This is a genomic window from Brevibacillus sp. NL20B1 (assembly GCF_018195675.1).
GTDB lineage: Bacteria > Bacillota > Bacilli > Brevibacillales > Brevibacillaceae > Brevibacillus > Brevibacillus aydinogluensis.
This window is the reverse complement of the sequence record NZ_JAGTPT010000019.1, coordinates 1-17,919: the sequence shown is the minus strand read 5'-3', so window position 1 is coordinate 17,919 and position 17,919 is coordinate 1. Positions and strand designations below refer to the sequence as shown.

Below are 17,919 nucleotides of genomic sequence, written 5' to 3'. Positions count from 1 at the left end.
GTAGACGAATACGTGATGAGTTTTGATGACTTTGTCGAGTCCATCCGAAATTCTGAATCGGAGATTTTAAAGCCAATGAGAATCCTTGGGGTTCAGAAACGGAAACAACTACGGAAAATCGTCGGAAGGAAACGGATGAAAAATCCGGCGATACGTATTGAGACTCCTACCTTGCCCATCAACTGCGTCAAACACATTTGGATTAATCGAGCGCAGAAGATCCAGATGGTATTTATCGAGGTGCCGAAAGGAAAATGGGACATTGCCTACTACAACACCGCTTTTGAACAAGTGGGATTCCCACGGATGTTGTTTGGGTACCGAATCCGGGAAGGTCGCATCCAACAGATGCACATTTTGGCCATCAAGGACAAGGGGAGGATTCGCGAGGACACCGAACTATACAAGTTTCCTTACGCGAATGTATCGAATGGTGTGGTTTGTATGGGGGGAAATCCGTTGCCGGTTATCAAAGACTTGGCTCAACTTGCTACCATGCACCAGGTCTTTTTTGCGGCCCCCAGTTCTACCTGCTATTACGATACGAAACGGAACGAATCCGGGTTCAGTGATTTGCGGGAGCTATACAATCGCATGCAAGGGCAGGATTTTCCAGAGGAATGGTTAACATCCAAGCAACAAACGTTTGGACAATACTGCCAAGGATTGTAGACCAAAGACTTTAGCGAAAGCTACAGTCTTTATTTTTTTGATAAGAATCCACGAGGAGGAATAAAACATGACTGACAAACTGTATCAAGAAACCTTGTTTAGTTTCTTGGGAGAAGGAGAACCAGAGGCCATCCAGGACAAAGGAAAGGGCAAAAGGACGACGGCAGCCAATAAATCACGGGTGGCTTCCAAGGACCAAAAGAAACCGTCTGTATCTGTTACGAAAAGTGAACCAGAAACATGGGAGCTGAATACCGAGACGATCATCCGGTATGGCGGCGAGAATATTCCTCTGACCGATTACTTTACACCTGAAGAAATTACAAATGGTCTTCCAAACAGTTCTCCAACTGATGAACAAATCGGGGAAGAAAATACCGAAGTGAAGTTGAGGAACATTACTGGCGAAGACGTGCGGAAGCGGTTGGAGAACGACTTTGGCGAACTAACTGAAGAGTTAACAACGATGACATTCATTAAGGAAAAGAATATGATTATCCCTGTTCTAACCGCACGAAAGAAAGGAAGCGGCATGATCTTGGAACGCCGACATGGTATCTATCTGAAGCTGGAGGATGCTGTGGCAAACCGCCGGTCCAACATGTACGTTCCCGGAGCTGATGGTCATATGTACCATATCCGCGAAACAGAAGCGTTAACGATCTGCAAAAGGGCCCGGAAGGTTCCTAGTGTTCCGACGTTGGTAGAAGGTGTGCGTCTAAAATACCCCAGGATTCCCTGGGGGATTCTGACGCAGTTTTTGGTTGTCGCCCGCCACTTCGCCCGGACATATGGCGCTGAGGTTCATGGAGAGATTTACTGGGGAGAAGAAGGGTATCGACTGGTGATACCGGCACAGATTGTGAGCAGAGACATGTGTGAACCAACTGAGCAAGTAGCTTACGTGGAAAACGTCGTGAAAGTGATGGAAATCCACTCTCACCATACGATGGAAGCCTACTTTTCTTCCCAAGATGATCGATCTGAGCAGGCGCCGATCCTCTATGCGGTTGTGGGAAGGGTGCTGGATTTCTTCCCGCAAATTCTGGTGAGGACGTGTCTGGACGGGGAGTATCTGATCATCAATCCCCATATTGTCTTTGAATCACCGTTGGAGTCTCCGACGAACCTGGACTTTCCTCAAGTGTCCGTGAAAGGAGCGGGAGACGATGATACGGTTTAACGAACGGAAGAAGATCTTTTACTATATCGTTCAGATCGGCGCAGGCGCAAATGGCGGATATATTCTGCAGCAATGCGCTCAAATGATGAATATATTCAAGGTACAGGGGTTTTACCTGGTGGCCGATCCGGATACGGTAGAACAAAAGAATTTGGCCAATCAACTCTTTATACCAAAGGATGTCGGACAGAAGAAAGCTGCGGTACTGGCTAACCGGTACCGCAGCCATTATCAAGTGCCGATCGCTGCGTTTGATGAACGGTACATTGAGGATGAAAGAACGTTAGACCGATTGTTTCAGTTTACGGATTATCGAGGTTGTTACAGTTGGGACACGTTTTTTCTTCCAATTCTGATCGGCGCAGTAGATAACAACTACACACGCCAGATCATGCACAGTTACTTTCTCAGTCAAGAAAAGCTGCTCTACATCGATGTGGGAGTGGAAGCTGCCTGGGTTCCTCGTGACCGCCGGCCACGAGAAGAGTGGACGGAGGAGGAGAAGCAGCGTCACGCGAATACTGGATGGACAGGACAAGTAGTAGCCGGATTGAGATTGAACGGAAAAACGTTTCTGGAACCGGTGGCCGGCCGCTTTCCGGACATATTGGAGGATGAGGACGAGATCGCTCCCTCTGAAATGGCCTGCTCACAGGTGATCGCGTCTGAGCCACAGAGGTTAATTACCAATCGGTTTGCTGCGCAGGCGGTGGCTGGTTATTTGAACGAACTGTTTGGGGAGCGAACCTTGTCTACACACGTAACGTTCTTCCACGCGAAAAAAATGTACATGCGTGGGGAAAGGATTCAAGAAGGTTGAGAGTGTCCAGGAAATGGGCACTCGATTTTTGTTTTTGCTGCGAAAACGTAGTACTATTCGGATACTGTTTCGGTTCACCTGACTGTTACACGTCAGTGTATGGATGGTTGTTGTGGTAAGAATCGCAGGAAAAAATATTGAAGATATCAAATTACTCAAAAAAACAATCAAAAAGGAGTCGAATATGTCTACAACATTTAACGAACGTCAGGCACTACATATGACATTGCAATCTCTGCTTGAGCAACGACTATCTCTAAGAAGAGAGTATATGGAACGAGACAAAGAACTGGGGGAGGAGATCAAGCAGCTTTTGCACCGAATCCGTGAGTTGGACGAGCAGTATGGTGTACCTTCCAGCACGGATGATCGGCAAGGAGAAACAACAAGTGGATCGGCGGTTTCCAATGATATACCGGCCAAGCAAGCAGGTAAAGCTCGAAAGCCGTATCAGCACCATGATTATCCCGGAATCGCCCGGGAAGTGGCAGCCATTTTGGAGGAAGCGGCAGCACCGCTGACACTGACAGAACTTTACGGGGAACTGCAAAAACGTCGGGCAGTCGAATGGGCGAATCCGTACATGATTCTCCAAAAGGCGCTGAAGCATTCAGAGAGAGTCAAGATCGAGAAGGAAGGCAGAAAACTGGTGTTTTCGATTCGGTAAATTCTCTGATATGAGGCCTTGCCAGGGCACCGGAAAGACTGCATGTAGTTCGTCGCCTGGATGACAGTTGCGGGCGGATCGCTGGTAACGGAAACGGGCGACGCAGGACCCGAGGAATGAAGAAGGGCGTCTGCTCTTTGATCGGTTGATAACGACAGCGCGTGGCAACCAATAAAAGGCGACCTCGGCCAGATCGAGACGGAGTGGTGTCCTTCTCGTTGCCGAAAGCGGCCCAGACTGGAAAGCAGACAGCTGCGCCGGATGAGTTCAATTCGATTGGGGAGAAAGAGGCACGCTGATGTTTCTTGACGGTGGACCTGGATGGTCTCCAAAACTGTTAGACCCCAGGGAAAATAACTTACCGATGCTCCACTAATGTGGAGATTTTTTATTTGCATGTTCGTCCTTGTTCGCATATAATACAAACAAATGTTCGTATCATTGGGAGTGAGCTTCCATGCTGTCTGACATCGAGCGAAAGGTTTTGCGCATTATCGCCAACTTTTCCGTTGGTCGTCGGCGCACGCCGACAGTGGATGAGCTGTGCGTAAAAACCGGGCGCAGTCGTAGCGGCGTGATGGAGGTACTGGCCGCGTTGGCTCGGGAAAAGAGTATCGAGTGGATGCGATCCAGCCCCGGACGACATCACATTGCTGGAGGCGTGGGAAAGAAGGGAGTCAATAAGCTGGAGAGTAAGATAGGATAGATAACATGTTTGCTGCAAGTCGATTTGTTCTGCCTATATCTTGATGAGATTGTACATAATTCACTTAAAAGTAATTAGATGCTGTTAGGTAAATCCTAACAGCTTTTTAATTTATGCACACATACATTCAAAAGTTCATTTGAATGTATAAGGATAATGGTTTATGATAATAATGATCAAACGATGGTTTGATTGTCGGAGGTGATTTCATGAAAGAAAAAGATACATGTGAAATTTATTGTTATGACGAATCCAAGGTTCGTCGTGTCCAAGAGACTCTTGGTCAACAAGACATCCCAACTATGGCAAAGATGTTTAAGGTATTAGCGGATGAAACACGCATGAAGATAGCGTTCGCGTTATGCCAAGAAGATGAACTCTGCGTATGTGATGTAGCCAACATCATCGGGTCTTCGATGGCAACGGCTTCCCATCATTTGCGGATGTTAAAAGAATTGGGATTAGCAAAATATCGCAAGGAAGGGAAATTGGTTTTCTACTCGTTGGAAGATGAACATGTACGACAGCTTGTTCAAATTGCTTCGACACATAGTCAGGAGGTCGTGACCCATGGGAAGTAATGCAGAGCAAAAAAAGGTCTATCGGGTTCAAGGTTTTACCTGCACCAACTGTGCAGCCATCTTCGAGAAGAACGTCAAAAACCTGCCTGGCGTTCAAGAGGCACAAGTGAACTTTGGAGCTTCGAAGGTAACTGTTTTTGGAGAAGCAACTGTCGAGGAACTAGAAAAAGCAGGGGCATTTGAAAATCTGAAGATTATACCCGAAAGTGAACGGGTTGAAGAAAAGAAAGAACCGTTCTGGAAAGCGCACGGTAAAGTAGTGCTTTCAGCTGTCCTTCTACTCTTTGGATACCTGTTGGGTCAGCAATTCGGGGAAGAACATGTCCTTACTGCTGTAGTCTATGCTGCTTCCATTCTCATCGGCGGCTATGAGCTTTTCATTAAAGGGATTAAAAACTTGTTCCGTCTCCAGTTCGATATGAACACTCTCATGACCGTAGCCATATTAGGGGCGGCGGCGATTGGTGAATGGGGTGAAGGAGCAACAGTAGTCATCCTCTTTGCGATCAGTGAAGTATTGGAGCGTTACTCCATGGAAAAAGCTCGACAATCCATTCGTTCGTTGATGGACATCGCTCCGAAAGAAGCGTTAATCCGTCGTGGTAGCGAAGAGCTAATGGTTCATGTGGACGACATCCAAGTGGGCGACATTATGATCGTCAAACCAGGGCAGAAACTTGCCATGGATGGGGTTGTAATCAAAGGAACATCCACCATCAATCAAGCTGCTATTACAGGGGAATCTGTACCTGTCACAAAAACCGTTGGTGATGAAGTGTTCGCAGGTACGCTAAACGAAGAGGGGCTTCTTGAAGTCAAAGTAACAAAACGGGTTGAGGATACGACGATCTCCAAGATTATTCATTTGGTGGAAGAAGCGCAAGCGGAACGCGCTCCGTCTCAAGCGTTCGTTGACCGATTTGCAAAGTATTACACGCCAGCGATTATGATCTTAGCACTGGGCATTGCTGTTGTTCCTCCGCTTCTACTTGGAGGCGGTTGGGGTGAGTGGATCTACCGAGGATTGGCGTTACTAGTGGTAGGATGTCCGTGCGCGCTGGTGATCTCCACACCTGTATCGATTGTCACTGCCATTGGGAATGCCGCAAAGAACGGTGTCTTGATTAAGGGTGGCATTCATTTGGAGGAAGCAGGACGATTGTCTGCAATCGCTTTTGATAAAACAGGAACTTTGACGAAAGGGGTACCAGTGGTTACGGACTTTATCACCTATGGTGGTCAAGAGAAAAATAAATTGTTGGCTATTGCAGCCGTCATCGAAAAAGGGTCCCAACATCCACTGGCTTCAGCAATTATCCGCAAAGCTGAAAACGAAAACGAAAACGTCGATTTGTCATCCGAAGTAGAAGAGTTCCGATCCATTACTGGTAAAGGGGTAAAGGCAAAAGTAAAAGGGGAACTGTACTACATCGGCAGTCCGAATTTGTTTTCCGAGTTGAATACTTCGAACCTAACCGAAAAAATAAAAGCCGAAATCGAAGGTTTGCAAAAACAAGGAAAAACGGTTATGGTACTCGGAACGGAAAATGAGATACTTGCCCTAATTGCCGTTGCCGACGAAGTCCGGGAAAGCAGTAAAAACGTAATTCAAAAACTTCGAGAGTTGGGTATAACGAAAACCGTTATGCTTACAGGGGATAACCGTGCAACCGGGGAGGCAATTGGAAAACGGATTGGAATTCATGAGGTAAAGGCGGAACTGATGCCTGAGCATAAGCTGGAGGCCATTAAACAGCTGAAAGCACATGGGAAAGTAGCAATGGTGGGCGATGGTGTCAACGACGCGCCGGCACTTGCCACTGCTGATGTAGGGATCGCCATGGGTGGTGCCGGAACCGATACGGCTCTAGAAACAGCCGATATCGCACTAATGGCCGACGACTTGACCAAACTGCCGTTTACAATTAATTTGAGTCGAAAAACACTCAGTATCATCAAACAAAACATTGCTTTCTCGCTTTTGATTAAGCTGGTAGCACTACTGTTAATTGTTCCAGGATGGCTCACACTATGGCTTGCCATCTTTGCCGACATGGGAGCGACTCTTATCGTTACGTTGAACGGATTACGCTTACTAAGGGTAAAAGAATAACTGTGTAAAGTGACTAAGAGGTTACGTCGGGACAATGAATTTGATCCGAAGGGTAACCTCTTTTTGTTTGGAACGATGGTTGCAGAAAAGATGGGGTTGAAGAAAAGTAAAAGGGAATGGTAAAAAGCGCCCTTATTTCAAGGCGATTCAGCGTGTAGACCTTGATATCCGGACTTGCATGTTATTATTGGGGGGATGTTTTTGATACGAAACTTCTAACTGGAAAATTTCTATCCATTTGATTAGTAAAAAAAGAAGGCTCCTCAACATGAAGAGCCGATAGCATTAGGAGCTATAAGATTTTTTCCATCGCCATCACGTCAACGAACTGGCCGTCCAGAATGCCCTGCTTTTCAAACACGCCGACTTCCCGGAAGCCCCTCTTTCGATATAGTCCCTGCCCGAGGCCATTGAAGGGGAATGTAAAGAGAACGATTTTATAGAATCCGTTGTTTTTCGCCTCTGTTTCTAATGCTTCGAGTAAATGGTTACCCACCCCACGGCCTCGTACACTGCGATCTACATAGACGGAAAGGTCAGCTACGCCGTTATAGGCACAACGATGAGAATAACGGTTCAAGGAGGCCCATCCTACAACTGATCCCTCCACTTCAGCAACAAGTACGGTATATCGACCTTGATGTTCTTGAAACCAGTTGTCCATATAAGTTAAGTCTTTTGTATCCAACTCCAACGTGGCAATCCGGTCCTCAATTCCCTGGTTATAGATGTGAAGGATGGACCCCAGATCGTGATGCTGAGCTTTCCGAATCGTAACCTGTTTCATGGCCTTTCCCCCAGTATCCTGTTTCGTTATTTTTGATCACAGTAGTTCTCTTTTTCATTCTTCATTTCTTCGATTTTTACATTACAGCAAGAATCTTTTTCGCTTTTCACTTCTTCAATCTTCACATCGCAGCAAGATCCTTGCTTTCCAAAGATTTTTTTCAACAAACCCATAGATATCACCTCCTTTAAATGAAGTAGAACAGGAATCCGGATAGGGTAGCCATCATCATAACAGAAGCCACGAAAGCAGCAACCAATCGCTTCTGAAAGATGGTATTCAACAGTGTTACTTCAGGCAAACTGGCTCCGGCAGAACTGATCATCAAGGCCATGACCGGTGCAATTGCCATGCCTTTGGCAATCAGGATCTGGGACATGGGAATCATCATCGACAGACGAACGTATAACGGAATTCCAATGGCTGCAGCCACAGGAACCAACCACCACTGGTTACCGCCAAACATAGAGGAGATCCATTCAGTTGGAACCACGCCATGAATGACCGATCCAATAGCGGCGCCAATGATCAGATAGGGGTAGACGGTTTTCATTAGCCCTACCGTCTCCGACCAAGCTGCTTTCCAACTGAATGTGTTCGTTTTTTCTTCAAAACCGGTCATAACCACTCGCTTCACAGCCTTTTCGAATCCAAGCTTTTCAAGGGTAAAACCGATCATGACCGACAATACAGAGGTAATCACGGTATAGGCTACAGCTACTTTGACACCCAGCATGGCGCCCATCAGCGTGATAATGGTCGGGTCAAGGACAGGGGAGGAGAACAAGAACACCATCACGATGCCAAAACGAACTTTCTTGTTCAACAAGTTCACGACAACGGGAATGGTGGAGCAAGAGCAAAACGGTGTGACAAAAGCAAAAAGCAGAGCTGCCAGCGCTCCCAAGACAGTGTTTTTGCCTGATAGGTACTGATTCAATTTGTCATAAGGAATAAATCCTTGAATTAGATTAATCAGGAGCGAAATAACCACAAATAAAAGGGTTAACTCAATGGCAATAGAGAAGAAACTTTGCAACACATCCCAAAACATGAACATCACCCTTGTCTTTTTATTTGTAAAATGCAAGTATTAAGCTAAAAAGAAACTACCCCAAGGGAGTAGTACAACACTTGTCGGTTTTGGCCATCGCCTCATTCAACAGCTTAATGGAACGGATGACAGTCTCTTTTTCAAACTCGTTCATATGCGAAAAGATTTCATCCAAGTAAGCGTTCATCTGCCGGTCGATTGTCGCGGCCACTTCTTTTCCCTCTGGTGTAAGGGAAAGGATATGTACCCGTCTATCTTCCGGATCGGGTGTTTTTTTCACCAGATTCATTTTCATCAACGTTTGGATCTGCCGGCTAAACGTTGTAATGTCTGTCCCCAACGCTTCTGATACTTGTTGCATGGATGGTTTGTGCTGCCGTTCGATTTCATATAAAATGTGGCTTTGAATCAAGGAAATCTCCCGGCCGCCTGAGATGCAGCAGTATTTATTGAGAAATCCGAAACGGCGGGTCATGATTTGGAATAGTTCTCGAAGGTTTTCCATGGAAAATCACCTCTGCTACAGTTATATACGTTTTATTTGCAAAATGCAACTAAAAAATTATCACGAAAAAAATTTGATCGATATCACATAATAAAGTGAACTTGGAATCAAAAATGCCCAAATGTGGGGGAAAGCCATTTTTTATATTGAAATAACCATATGGTTATAATAATATGATGTCGAGAGAGGAGGGTGTGGAATTGGACATGGACACAAAGCAATTAGTCAATGCATTGAAAGCATTAGCTGACCCGACAAGGCTAAAAATCATCGCCTTGTTAAATACCCGCAGCTGTTGTGTCTGCGAACTGGTCCCCATCTTTGGGATTTCCCAACCGGCTGTGTCTAAACACATGAGCCGTCTAAAAAGTGCAGACCTGGTGATTGAAACAAGAAAGGGGCAATGGGTCTTTTATTCTATCAACCAAGAACGGTATGAACAAGTATGTCATGCATTGGGCAACCTGCCCGATTACTCCCATGAATTTGAGAAACTGGGAGAGCAGGGTCTCCTGGTGACCTGCGAATAGAAAAAAGATGGGAGAGAGATCATGTTTGCCATCTGGAGTGCCTTTCTGATCTTCGCCGTGACGTTGACCTTCGTCATTTGGCAACCGAAGGGACTGAACATTGGTTGGTCCGCAACGGGCGGAGCGATCTTGGCTTTGTTGTTTGGCGTGGTAAGTATTACAGATGTTGTTACGGTAACCGGCATTGTATGGAACGCGACGCTTGCCTTTGTGGCTATTATCTTGATTTCGTTGATTTTAGACGACATCGGCTTTTTTGAGTGGTCAGCCTTGCATATGGCGCGGTTAGCAAAAGGAAACGGCCGACTGATGTTCGTGTATGTGGTTCTCTTGGGAGCCGCCGTTGCAGCCTTTTTCGCCAATGATGGAGCAGCGCTGATTCTTACGCCGATTGTTCTTGCGCAAGTGAGGGCATTGAAGTTTCCAGACAAGATGATTCTTCCCTTTATCATGGCCAGTGGGTTTATTGCGGATACCACTTCGTTACCGCTTATCGTCAGCAATCTGGTCAACATCGTTTCTGCCGATTACTTTGACATTGGATTCGTTGAATATGCGTCACGCATGATTGTTCCTAACTTCTTCTCACTGGGAGCCAGTTTACTTGTCCTGTACTTGTACTTCCGAAAAGATATTCCCAAGCAGTACGATCTATCCCAACTGAAACAACCCCATGAAGCGTTAAAAGTCGTTCGCCTGTTCCGGTTGTCCTGGGTCATTCTGGCTATCCTACTTGCAGGCTACCTGATGAACGAAATCGTCGCCATTCCGGTTTCGGTTACAGCAGGAGTGGCAGCCATCATCTTTATGTTGGCTGCACAAAGGAGTAAGGCCATTGAGACAAAACGTATCATTAAAGAAGCCCCCTGGGCGATTGTTGTTTTTTCCATTGGGATGTACGTTGTCGTGTATGGCTTGCGTAATGTCGGTCTGACCGACATGTTGGGGCAGTTGATCCAAACGTTTGCCAATCAGGGACTGTTTGCCGCAACGGCTGGCATGGGTTTCTTGTCCGCAGTCCTGTCTTCCATCATGAACAACATGCCGACCGTCATGATTGACGCGCTGGCCATTCAGGGGACACAGACGTCCGGCGTCATCCGGGAAGCATTGGTGTACGCCAACGTAATCGGCAGCGACTTGGGTCCGAAAATTACCCCCATTGGCTCACTGGCGACACTGCTCTGGTTGCATGTCTTATCCCGTAAAGATGTAACCATTACCTGGGGACAATACTTCAAAACCGGTATCGTTCTGACGATCCCGACGCTGTTTATCACGCTGGTGGGACTCTATTTGTGGTTGCAAATTGTTGCCTAATAACCGACATCGATAACATCGTAAAGGAGATTGAAACACATGGAAAAAAAACCACTCGTGTACTTTCTGTGCACCGGAAACTCTTGCCGCAGTCAGATTGCAGAAGGCTTCCTGAAAGCATTAGGCAGTGACCGTTATGAAGTAAAAAGTGCCGGTCTGGAAGCACATGGGCTGAATCCCCGCGCCGTACAGGTGATGAAAGAAGCCGGTGTAGACATCAGCAGTCAAACATCCGATGTGATTGATCCAGAAACCCTCGCTCGTGCTGATTATGTGATTACGCTTTGCGGTCATGCCGATGAGCATTGCCCGATGATCCCCAACAAGAACGCAGTAAAATGGCACTGGGGTTTTGATGATCCCGCGAAAGCTACGGGAACCGAGGATGAAATCATGGCAAAATTCCGTACCGTTCGTGATTCCATTAAAGCCCGAATCGAACAGTTCCTTGCTGAAGGCAAATAAGGAGGAACAACATTAGAAGCATCATTACAGTTTTAACGTATCTTCTTCAGTGCGGAACCGACAAAGGTAAAAGAGAACTACGCCAAATTTGAACTGGACTCGCCAGCCCTGCATTTTTTCCTGAATGTACGTCCTTTTTGAGAAATAAGGTGTACTAAACCACTTGGGCTTCCAAGTAGATAACACAGAAGATGTGGTTGCAATGGGGCAAAAGGCTCCGTCAGGAAAAGCTTCTTACCATCGATGAAATGAATACGACTTGCTTCTATACCGTGCAGGATAAAGTGCGGGAGTATGATCCAGATTGAAATGCATGGGAGATATTCTACACGAAGGAAGATTCCGAGACCGGGATTTATCTCTATGCTGTGCACCACCATCTACATCAGCACCAATTGAACCTAGTTCAATCACATACCCCTCTAGCATGAGGGGTATTTTACTAAACACCTCAGGAGGAATAATCATGCAAAAAGTCGTTGTCCTTGGAACTGGTCCTGCAGGACTTACTGCCGCAATTTATCTTGCTCGTGCAAACATGAATCCGCTTGTCATTGAGGGAAATGAACCAGGAGGTCAATTGACCCTGACAACGGAAGTAGAAAACTTCCCTGGGTTTCCTGAAGGAATTATGGGACCTGAACTTATGCAAAACATGCGTAAGCAAGCAGAACGGTTTGGAGCGACATTTCAGAGAGGGTGGGTAACGAAGGTAGACCTCACTAAACGCCCTTTCACGCTAACCATTGATGGATCGGAACAAATTCAAACGGAATCCCTAATCGTCTCAACGGGGGCTTCTGCAAAGTTGCTCGAAATCCCAGGTGAGAAGGAGAATATCGGACGTGGTGTTAGCACATGTGCTACCTGCGATGGTTTCTTCTTCAGAGGGAAAAAGGTCATCATTGTCGGTGGTGGTGACTCTGCGATGGAGGAAGCCAACTTCTTGACGAGATTTGCAACAGAGGTAAGAGTTGTTCATCGTAGAAGCGAACTTCGAGCCTCAAAAATTATGCAAGATCGAGCTCGTAATAACCCCAAAATTACCTGGAGTTTGAATTGTACCCCCATCGAGGTTATTGCAGGAGAAAAGGGAGTAACGGGTCTCAAAGTAAAACATAACGACACTGGTACTGAAGAAATCATCGAGACTGAGGGTATTTTTGTTGCGATCGGGCATCGACCAAACACTGCTTTCCTCCAAGGTCAAATCAAAACGGACGAAACAGGCTATATTGTCGTAACCCCTGGTACAACGGAAACCAATATCCCTGGAGTATTTGCGTGTGGTGACGTCCAAGACCATCGTTATCGCCAAGCGATTACTGCAGCTGGAACGGGATGTATGGCAGCACTTGATTGTGAGAAATTTCTCGAAGAAAATGCCGTTCACGATTGGAGCATGCCCGAACCGAAATCATATCAAGCATTGGTGGATGATAATATTTTCTTTGGTGGGGCAGCGGATGTTGAGTCCATGATTGAAAGAGAGGGAGTGGAAGTGGTAGTAGATCTACGTGGAGAAGCAGAGAAACCCGCATTTTCAAATCCTGATGTTCAGTGGATACAGATTGCACTCGGTGATAATACTATCACGAATCAGGATGTTCTCTTTAAACAAGCGATCGACGAAGTAGTGAATGCCTATAAAAGTGGAAAGAAGGTTGCGTTCCATTGTAATGGTGGGCGCGGTAGAACGGGAGCAGTAGCAGCGGGAGTGCATCTCACTCTTGGCTTAAGCACAACACTCCAGGAGGCAGAGGAAAAAGTAAAAGATATTCGTCCCGCAGTCAACATCAAACCTGCACAAAGAGAAGCTTTGGAAAAGTTGTTTGAAGCATGACGGGGTTCTCTCCATGTTGGGAAACAAGAAAATCATATATTTTCTTTGTACCGGTAATTCGTGCCGCAGTCAGATGGCAGAGGGTTTTACACGTCATTATTTTGGCGAAGATTTTGCCATTTATAGTGGTGGATTATATGCGAAGGGAGTCCATCCTCTTTCGATAAAGGTTATGCAAGAGAGAGGGATAAACATCTCCCAGCAAACATCTGACAGCATTAACTCAGAAATTCTGATGAGAGCATCGCTCGTCATAACCTTATGTAAAAAAGCGGAACGCTCCTGTCCGACACTTCCAAAATCGATCTACACGTTTCATTGGGGAATCGAAGACCCGGCAATGTTTGTTGGAAGTGACGAAGAGGTCACTTCAAAATTTCGGGAAATTCGCGATGAAATTGCAGAGAAAGTGAAGGCTTTAGAGAGAATCCTAAATCGTATAAAAACAGCTGAGGAGTAATCCTCAGCTGTTTCATTATCCGCAGCAAGAAGAGTTGTTTTCTTGCGCATTAGTTGTGCAGCAGGAAGAGTTGCTCTCATTTGTTTCGTTACCGCAGCAAGATTCAGAATCTTTTTCTTGGTTTTCATTAGTCACTTCTGTAATATCAACTCCACAGCAGTTTCCTTGCCCTTTCGCAGAATGACCGTTTACTAATTTTTTAATGAAGTTTGTCATAATAAATTCCTCCTAAACGTTTTTATTTGATCCCCGTAAGAAAAGGGGAATCAACAAGTTGATTGACAATGTCAAATACAACCGCGAATCCTTTTTCGATTGGCTTCACATGAAGATTGTCCGGGTTATCGTTTAAGGTGTGAATGTTCGTCGAATCAGGTAATGTAGGTTTTTGACCTAATCCGATAGTGGGAATTCCCTTTTGAATAAAAGCTACAGAATCATCTCCACCTGCGATCCAACGAACGTCAATACCGTGATTCTTGATTACATCTGAAGCTAGTTCGGTTAACCAGTCGATGGAAGCTTTATGACCGGTTCGAAGTGCAAAAAGCTCTGGCTCAAAGCCCAAACAATCGAGATTTATGACTGCAGATAAGGGTACAGGTGGGTTCGATGCAAGATGCTTTGCACCCCACAACCCAGACTCTTCCCCTGTTAAAAAAGCTACCAGAATGGTAAAGGGGAGTGGTTGTTCACGCTTAGCAAGCATTCTAGCAACCTCAAGCATGACCGCAACACCGGAAGCATTATCAATAGTTCCAGGGAAACGAACTCCTTTTGGATCATCACCAAGGTGATCGTAATGGGCAGTTAAGGCGAGGGTGTATCTTGTATCAACACCTGGAAGAATCCCTAGCACGTTTTTGCAGGGAAGCGTGTTCATTTCTAGGGGGATCTCAATCGAAACCTGAAGCCCCTGTTTCCCAGAAAATTTCTGTGCAAGAGATCGTCGGATGCGAAGTACGGGAAGTTTGTTTTTATCCGAGCCATGAACGGTTTTGTGAAACGACTCCGGTTCTCCCGATTCGATCAGAAGGGCAGCAACGCCCAGACTAGCGGCATAATTAATCGTTCCTCTTACATCAAAATCGTTCGGACGCTCAGGTATTAAGACAATTTTTCCAGCCAGATCTTTGGAGGAAACGTCATCTCCATCGCGAATGGTGATTAACTCTCCAGTTACGGACCCTCCGGATGAGAAGGGAGAGTATTCAGCAAAGTCAATTCGATGGTGCAATCCTTTCACGCCAATGGTAACAAAAGCAGGAGCCATCAGTCTGGAAGCCGGAACATTTACCTTTGAAAAGTAACCGTCTTCCCCAGCAGGAGAGAAGCCAGCGCTTTGTAAAGCAGAGGCAAGGAATTCTGCTGCCTTACGAGCTCCTTCCGTCCCCGAAAGACGACCAGAAAATTCTACGCTACTAAGAACGTACATGTCATGTATAATCCGATCCATCATGGGTATCTCCCTAGCAAGTAGCACATTGATGAACTTGGATGGTTGTTTTTATTTGGCTTGGTGTTTCCGCTTGTGTTAGCTCTTCTCTGTGCAACTGCCATCCTTTCATTGTGATGAAATTCAGTTTTCTTTTTTGATCTTCATAAAGCATTTGAGCCAGTACATCATTGTAAATCACAAGAATCAGCTCCTTTATCAATATTTTTTGATGAATTTATCAAAAAAAATTGATGAAGTGAAGAAAAAAAGAATTAGCAGCAGTTGTTGCGGCGGAAGATGCAGCAAAGCTCTTCAGAGAGAAGATGATTCACTTCGTCTGGATTTAAGGAGTAGTAGTTCATGGTACCATCTGTCTCTTTCATGATCAAGTTTGCATCCAAAAGGATCTTCAGATGGTAGGAAAGTTTGGATTGTGCCATATCTACAATCTCCGTCAAATCGCATACACAAACTTTGCCTTTCTGGGTTAGCTCATACATAATCTGAAGTCGCTTCTTATCAGCAAGAGCTTTAAACTTTGCTTCGTACCGCTCAAAGACAGCATCATTGTTGGTATGTAGGATCGGCAGCTCTTTTATCATGTGTGTCACCTTCATCAATTTTTCTTGATGATGTTACTATACTCCTCATTTTTCCAAAATGCAATAGGAAACATCAAATTTTTTTGATAAAAAATGCTTGCTGCAAATAACAGGTGTATAAATGTGGTAAGAAGTGAGGAGAAGGAAAATATACACGAAATTGTACAGACGATGACTCGGCGTATTGGACTTTTAAATAAGAACTTTTGTTCAGTGGATGGAATTGAGGTATCGGTCGCGCAAAGCCACATTCTATATGAAATCAACCGTCACCATTAGCCATCCATTCAACAGATTGCTGAGACATCAGGAATAGATGTCACAACAAAGTACCCCTGGATTTGCTCCAAAACTGTTAGGTCGGGCGAGTTAACTGGCCGATGCTCCACTAAAGGCGGGGCATTTTTTATTTGCATGTTCGCCTCTTGTTCGCATATAATACAAACAAATGTTCGGATTATTGGGAGTGAGCTTCCATGCTGTCTGACATCGAGCGAAAGGTTCTGCGCATCATTGCTAACTTTACCGTTGGTCGTCGGCGCACGCCGACGGTGGATGAGTTGTGCGTCAAAACCGGGCGAAGTCGCAGAGGCGTGATAGAGGTACTGGCTGCGTTGGCCCGCGAAGAGTATATCGAATGGGATCGTTCACGCCCGGACGACATCAAGCTGCTGGAAGCATGGGAACGGAAGGAGACAACAAGATGGGTCGGAAGATAGATGACTTGTTCGGTTCAATGCGAATGGTATTGCCGGAACATAAAGCAGAGATTCAGCGGATGAATGCGGAAAGAGACTTAGTAGAGCGGGTTATCGACGAGATAGACTTTGACGAGAACTGTTTTCGTATATATGACTCGACGCAATACGACTACGCGATTACCGTTAAGTGGTTTCGTGAGGTGAGCCGTGGCCTTGGCGTGTACGAGACAGCCTGGGGCGTAGTAAAGGAGATTGACGCGGACAAACGACGGTTCCGGTTGGTCAGTGATTGGGAATCGGTTTGGATTCGGGTAGAAGATGTCGTAAGTGTGACGAAATAATTACCAGTAAAAGTATAGCCGATATGATTGATACAATTATATCGGTGATGCTTAACAATGTTTATATCTCCGATGCTGCTGAATCAAGTTGACGGGCCTTTTGATGACGCCAGATGGATATACGAACCCAAGATCGACGGCCACCGGTTGTTGTTTAGCAAGATGGGCGGGGTAACCAAGCTCTATACACGGCATCAGAACGAATGCACTGGGCAATACCCCGAGTTGCACAGTGTCCCGCTGGATGGAGACGTGATCCTGGACGGTGAGGTATTTTGCGTCAATCAGCACGGCCAGATAGACTTTGAATTGGTGATGAACCGGTTTCATACTAAAGGGGCCGACAAGATTGCAGCGGCGATGAAACGGCAGCCGGTCGGGTACATGGTGTTTGACATCCTCTATTACAACGGGCGTGACCTTCGCGGGCTACCGTTGCTGCAGCGAAAGGAAATCCTTGATCAGGTTCTACAGGATACCCCCACCGTCAGCAAGATCCAGTTTATCGAAAAAGAGGGAACGGCGTTGTTTGAAGCTATCAGGCAACAAGACATGGAGGGAATTGTCTGCAAGCGAAAGGACAGTGTTTATGTCGGTAAGCGCTCGGCGGACTGGTTGAAGGTGATTAACTACCAGTATGCTGACGTCTATATTACCGGCTATAAAAAAGGGGAATTTGGTTGGCTTGCGTCGGTGGCCGACTTCTCGGGACGGCTGCGGCCGGCGGGAATCATTGAACTGGGCGTGCCGCCCATTCACAAGCAAGCGTTCTATCGTGTCTGTAAGCAACTGGTGACTGGGGAAGACAAGGAATTCGTTTACCTGGAGCCCCGGTTGCAGGCCACGGTGAAATTCCGGAACTGGACCAAGAGTGGGATGCTTCGATCACCGGTATTCGTGGATTTCGTCCTAACGAAGCATATTTCAGCATAGATACTAAATAACAGACGGTTTGGCGAAAAGAAGTTTATACAGAGCTTAATTGAAGCCAGTAACAAAAGAAGGGCAAGGGAAGAAAAATCATTAGAGGAATTATTCAAACGACCAATTCTTCACAGGCAAATCAACGGTAACGAGGTATATGTACCTCTAGACTTGGTGCGGTTAGGCTGGAAAGTTGAACATTAACAG

At 45.9% G+C, this 17,919-nt stretch carries 23 protein-coding genes and 2 pseudogenes; 17 read left to right on the top strand and 8 right to left on the bottom strand.

Annotated features, from left to right (window positions below; translation table 11 throughout):
• The first annotated feature begins 135 nt into the window (after positions 1-135).
• From KDN35_RS13595 to KDN35_RS13565, 7 genes are all read left to right on the top strand, one after another.
• Positions 136-672: a hypothetical protein gene (locus tag KDN35_RS13595; RefSeq protein WP_212132951.1), complete on the top strand. Its 537-nt coding sequence runs from the start codon at positions 136-138 to the stop codon at positions 670-672.
• 67 nt (positions 673-739) lie between these two features.
• Positions 740-1,855, top strand: a complete 1,116-nt coding sequence (locus tag KDN35_RS13590; protein ID WP_044899236.1) for a Mov34/MPN/PAD-1 family protein — start codon at positions 740-742, stop codon at positions 1,853-1,855.
• On the top strand, positions 1,842-2,675 hold the full coding sequence (locus KDN35_RS13585; RefSeq protein WP_212132950.1) for a ThiF family adenylyltransferase: 834 nt from the start codon (positions 1,842-1,844) through the stop codon (positions 2,673-2,675). The genes KDN35_RS13590 and KDN35_RS13585 overlap by 14 nt, the downstream gene beginning before the upstream one ends.
• Positions 2,676-2,787: 112 nt before the next feature.
• Positions 2,788-3,342: a hypothetical protein gene (locus tag KDN35_RS13580; RefSeq protein WP_212132949.1), complete on the top strand. Its 555-nt coding sequence runs from the start codon at positions 2,788-2,790 to the stop codon at positions 3,340-3,342.
• A 457-nt stretch (positions 3,343-3,799) separates the two neighbouring features.
• On the top strand, positions 3,800-4,048 hold the full coding sequence (locus tag KDN35_RS13575; protein ID WP_238504249.1) for a LexA family transcriptional regulator: 249 nt from the start codon (positions 3,800-3,802) through the stop codon (positions 4,046-4,048).
• 209 nt (positions 4,049-4,257) lie between these two features.
• The gene (locus KDN35_RS13570; protein WP_122905062.1) at positions 4,258-4,629 is read left to right on the top strand and encodes an ArsR/SmtB family transcription factor; all 372 of its coding nucleotides are present in this window, start codon (positions 4,258-4,260) and stop codon (positions 4,627-4,629) included.
• Positions 4,619-6,742, top strand: a complete 2,124-nt coding sequence (locus KDN35_RS13565; RefSeq protein ID WP_212132948.1) for a heavy metal translocating P-type ATPase — start codon at positions 4,619-4,621, stop codon at positions 6,740-6,742. The genes KDN35_RS13570 and KDN35_RS13565 overlap by 11 nt, the downstream gene beginning before the upstream one ends.
• 292 nt (positions 6,743-7,034) lie before the next feature.
• Here the strand turns inward: KDN35_RS13565 and KDN35_RS13560 are convergent, their stop codons facing one another.
• Genes KDN35_RS13560 through KDN35_RS13545 form a run of 4 tightly spaced genes read right to left on the bottom strand, consistent with a single transcriptional unit; the run spans position 7,035 to position 9,088 of the window.
• The gene (locus tag KDN35_RS13560) at positions 7,035-7,529 is read right to left on the bottom strand and encodes an arsinothricin resistance N-acetyltransferase ArsN1 family A (RefSeq protein WP_212132947.1); all 495 of its coding nucleotides are present in this window, start codon (positions 7,527-7,529) and stop codon (positions 7,035-7,037) included.
• A gap of 26 nt (positions 7,530-7,555) precedes the next feature.
• A complete protein-coding gene (locus KDN35_RS13555) occupies positions 7,556-7,702 on the bottom strand; it encodes a hypothetical protein (RefSeq protein ID WP_212132946.1) in 147 nt (48 codons plus the stop codon).
• 14 nt (positions 7,703-7,716) lie between these two features.
• Positions 7,717-8,583, bottom strand: coding sequence for a permease (locus KDN35_RS13550; protein ID WP_212132945.1), 867 nt, complete (start codon positions 8,581-8,583; stop codon positions 7,717-7,719).
• Positions 8,584-8,638: 55 nt separating this feature from the next.
• Complete coding sequence (locus KDN35_RS13545) at positions 8,639-9,088, bottom strand: MarR family winged helix-turn-helix transcriptional regulator (protein WP_143864386.1); 450 nt, start codon at positions 9,086-9,088, stop codon at positions 8,639-8,641.
• A gap of 206 nt (positions 9,089-9,294) precedes the next feature.
• On the opposite strand from KDN35_RS13545, the gene KDN35_RS13540 reads away from it, so the two are divergent.
• The 6 genes and pseudogenes from KDN35_RS13540 to KDN35_RS13520 all read left to right on the top strand — a co-directional run bounded on the left by KDN35_RS13540 (position 9,295) and on the right by KDN35_RS13520 (position 13,706).
• Positions 9,295-9,618, top strand: a complete 324-nt coding sequence (locus KDN35_RS13540; protein WP_212132944.1) for an ArsR/SmtB family transcription factor — start codon at positions 9,295-9,297, stop codon at positions 9,616-9,618.
• A gap of 21 nt (positions 9,619-9,639) precedes the next feature.
• Complete coding sequence (locus KDN35_RS13535; RefSeq protein WP_212132943.1) at positions 9,640-10,938, top strand: arsenic transporter; 1,299 nt, start codon at positions 9,640-9,642, stop codon at positions 10,936-10,938.
• A gap of 39 nt (positions 10,939-10,977) precedes the next feature.
• Positions 10,978-11,403 (top strand): arsenate reductase (thioredoxin), encoded by a 426-nt coding sequence (gene arsC, locus KDN35_RS13530; RefSeq protein ID WP_122905067.1) that lies wholly within the window; start codon positions 10,978-10,980, stop codon positions 11,401-11,403.
• A 466-nt stretch (positions 11,404-11,869) separates the two neighbouring features.
• A pseudogene (gene trxB / locus KDN35_RS13525) lies at positions 11,870-12,805 on the top strand (thioredoxin-disulfide reductase); the annotation flags it as partial.
• Complete coding sequence (locus tag KDN35_RS19940) at positions 12,806-13,246, top strand: protein-tyrosine phosphatase family protein (RefSeq protein ID WP_283092143.1); 441 nt, start codon at positions 12,806-12,808, stop codon at positions 13,244-13,246.
• Between the two features lie 16 nt (positions 13,247-13,262).
• Positions 13,263-13,706 (top strand): arsenate reductase ArsC, encoded by a 444-nt coding sequence (locus KDN35_RS13520; protein WP_212133011.1) that lies wholly within the window; start codon positions 13,263-13,265, stop codon positions 13,704-13,706.
• 15 nt (positions 13,707-13,721) lie between these two features.
• Here KDN35_RS13520 and KDN35_RS13515 read toward each other — a convergent pair whose 3' ends face one another.
• The 4 genes from KDN35_RS13515 to KDN35_RS13500 all read right to left on the bottom strand — a co-directional run bounded on the left by KDN35_RS13515 (position 13,722) and on the right by KDN35_RS13500 (position 15,746).
• Entirely contained in the window at positions 13,722-13,922 is a 201-nt protein-coding gene (locus KDN35_RS13515) for a hypothetical protein (RefSeq protein ID WP_143864388.1), read from the bottom strand.
• A 22-nt stretch (positions 13,923-13,944) separates the two neighbouring features.
• The gene (locus KDN35_RS13510; RefSeq protein WP_212132941.1) at positions 13,945-15,162 is read right to left on the bottom strand and encodes a M20/M25/M40 family metallo-hydrolase; all 1,218 of its coding nucleotides are present in this window, start codon (positions 15,160-15,162) and stop codon (positions 13,945-13,947) included.
• Between the two features lie 13 nt (positions 15,163-15,175).
• Entirely contained in the window at positions 15,176-15,343 is a 168-nt protein-coding gene (locus KDN35_RS13505; RefSeq protein ID WP_212132940.1) for a hypothetical protein, read from the bottom strand.
• A 73-nt stretch (positions 15,344-15,416) separates the two neighbouring features.
• Positions 15,417-15,746 carry an ArsR/SmtB family transcription factor gene (locus tag KDN35_RS13500; RefSeq protein WP_143864390.1) on the bottom strand — a complete coding sequence of 110 codons (330 nt, stop codon included), beginning with the start codon at positions 15,744-15,746 and terminating at the stop codon, positions 15,417-15,419.
• 93 nt (positions 15,747-15,839) lie between these two features.
• On the opposite strand from KDN35_RS13500, the pseudogene KDN35_RS19935 reads away from it, so the two are divergent.
• The 4 genes and pseudogenes from KDN35_RS19935 to KDN35_RS13485 all read left to right on the top strand — a co-directional run.
• Positions 15,840-16,022, top strand: a pseudogene (locus KDN35_RS19935) (hypothetical protein); the annotation flags it as partial.
• Positions 16,023-16,222: 200 nt separating this feature from the next.
• Complete coding sequence (locus tag KDN35_RS13495) at positions 16,223-16,465, top strand: LexA family transcriptional regulator (protein ID WP_212132939.1); 243 nt, start codon at positions 16,223-16,225, stop codon at positions 16,463-16,465.
• Positions 16,450-16,788, top strand: coding sequence for a YolD-like family protein (locus tag KDN35_RS13490; RefSeq protein WP_212132938.1), 339 nt, complete (start codon positions 16,450-16,452; stop codon positions 16,786-16,788). The genes KDN35_RS13495 and KDN35_RS13490 overlap by 16 nt, the downstream gene beginning before the upstream one ends.
• 57 nt (positions 16,789-16,845) lie before the next feature.
• Positions 16,846-17,721, top strand: a complete 876-nt coding sequence (locus KDN35_RS13485) for an ATP-dependent DNA ligase (protein WP_212132937.1) — start codon at positions 16,846-16,848, stop codon at positions 17,719-17,721.
• Positions 17,722-17,919 lie beyond the last annotated feature (198 nt).

What these genes read in the sequence shown, in the direction of transcription:
- KDN35_RS13490 (WP_212132938.1), top strand. Translation starts at nt 16,450, where the DNA reads ATGGGTCGGAAGATAGATGACTTGTTCGGTTCAATGCGAATGGTATTG.
- KDN35_RS13485 (WP_212132937.1), top strand. Translation starts at nt 16,846, where the DNA reads ATGTTTATATCTCCGATGCTGCTGAATCAAGTTGACGGGCCTTTTGAT.
- KDN35_RS13565 (WP_212132948.1), top strand. Translation starts at nt 4,619, where the DNA reads ATGGGAAGTAATGCAGAGCAAAAAAAGGTCTATCGGGTTCAAGGTTTT.
- KDN35_RS13545 (WP_143864386.1), bottom strand. Translation starts at nt 9,088, where the DNA reads ATGGAAAACCTTCGAGAACTATTCCAAATCATGACCCGCCGTTTCGGA.
- KDN35_RS13510 (WP_212132941.1), bottom strand. Translation starts at nt 15,162, where the DNA reads ATGGATCGGATTATACATGACATGTACGTTCTTAGTAGCGTAGAATTT.
- KDN35_RS13550 (WP_212132945.1), bottom strand. Translation starts at nt 8,583, where the DNA reads ATGTTTTGGGATGTGTTGCAAAGTTTCTTCTCTATTGCCATTGAGTTA.
- KDN35_RS13585 (WP_212132950.1), top strand. Translation starts at nt 1,842, where the DNA reads ATGATACGGTTTAACGAACGGAAGAAGATCTTTTACTATATCGTTCAG.
- KDN35_RS13560 (WP_212132947.1), bottom strand. Translation starts at nt 7,529, where the DNA reads ATGAAACAGGTTACGATTCGGAAAGCTCAGCATCACGATCTGGGGTCC.
- KDN35_RS13540 (WP_212132944.1), top strand. Translation starts at nt 9,295, where the DNA reads ATGGACACAAAGCAATTAGTCAATGCATTGAAAGCATTAGCTGACCCG.
- KDN35_RS13575 (WP_238504249.1), top strand. Translation starts at nt 3,800, where the DNA reads ATGCTGTCTGACATCGAGCGAAAGGTTTTGCGCATTATCGCCAACTTT.
- KDN35_RS13500 (WP_143864390.1), bottom strand. Translation starts at nt 15,746, where the DNA reads ATGATAAAAGAGCTGCCGATCCTACATACCAACAATGATGCTGTCTTT.
- KDN35_RS13515 (WP_143864388.1), bottom strand. Translation starts at nt 13,922, where the DNA reads ATGACAAACTTCATTAAAAAATTAGTAAACGGTCATTCTGCGAAAGGG.
- KDN35_RS13595 (WP_212132951.1), top strand. Translation starts at nt 136, where the DNA reads ATGAAAAATCCGGCGATACGTATTGAGACTCCTACCTTGCCCATCAAC.
- arsC (WP_122905067.1), top strand. Translation starts at nt 10,978, where the DNA reads ATGGAAAAAAAACCACTCGTGTACTTTCTGTGCACCGGAAACTCTTGC.
- KDN35_RS13555 (WP_212132946.1), bottom strand. Translation starts at nt 7,702, where the DNA reads ATGGGTTTGTTGAAAAAAATCTTTGGAAAGCAAGGATCTTGCTGCGAT.
- KDN35_RS13590 (WP_044899236.1), top strand. Translation starts at nt 740, where the DNA reads ATGACTGACAAACTGTATCAAGAAACCTTGTTTAGTTTCTTGGGAGAA.
- KDN35_RS13495 (WP_212132939.1), top strand. Translation starts at nt 16,223, where the DNA reads ATGCTGTCTGACATCGAGCGAAAGGTTCTGCGCATCATTGCTAACTTT.
- KDN35_RS13535 (WP_212132943.1), top strand. Translation starts at nt 9,640, where the DNA reads ATGTTTGCCATCTGGAGTGCCTTTCTGATCTTCGCCGTGACGTTGACC.
- KDN35_RS19940 (WP_283092143.1), top strand. Translation starts at nt 12,806, where the DNA reads ATGCCCGAACCGAAATCATATCAAGCATTGGTGGATGATAATATTTTC.
- KDN35_RS13570 (WP_122905062.1), top strand. Translation starts at nt 4,258, where the DNA reads ATGAAAGAAAAAGATACATGTGAAATTTATTGTTATGACGAATCCAAG.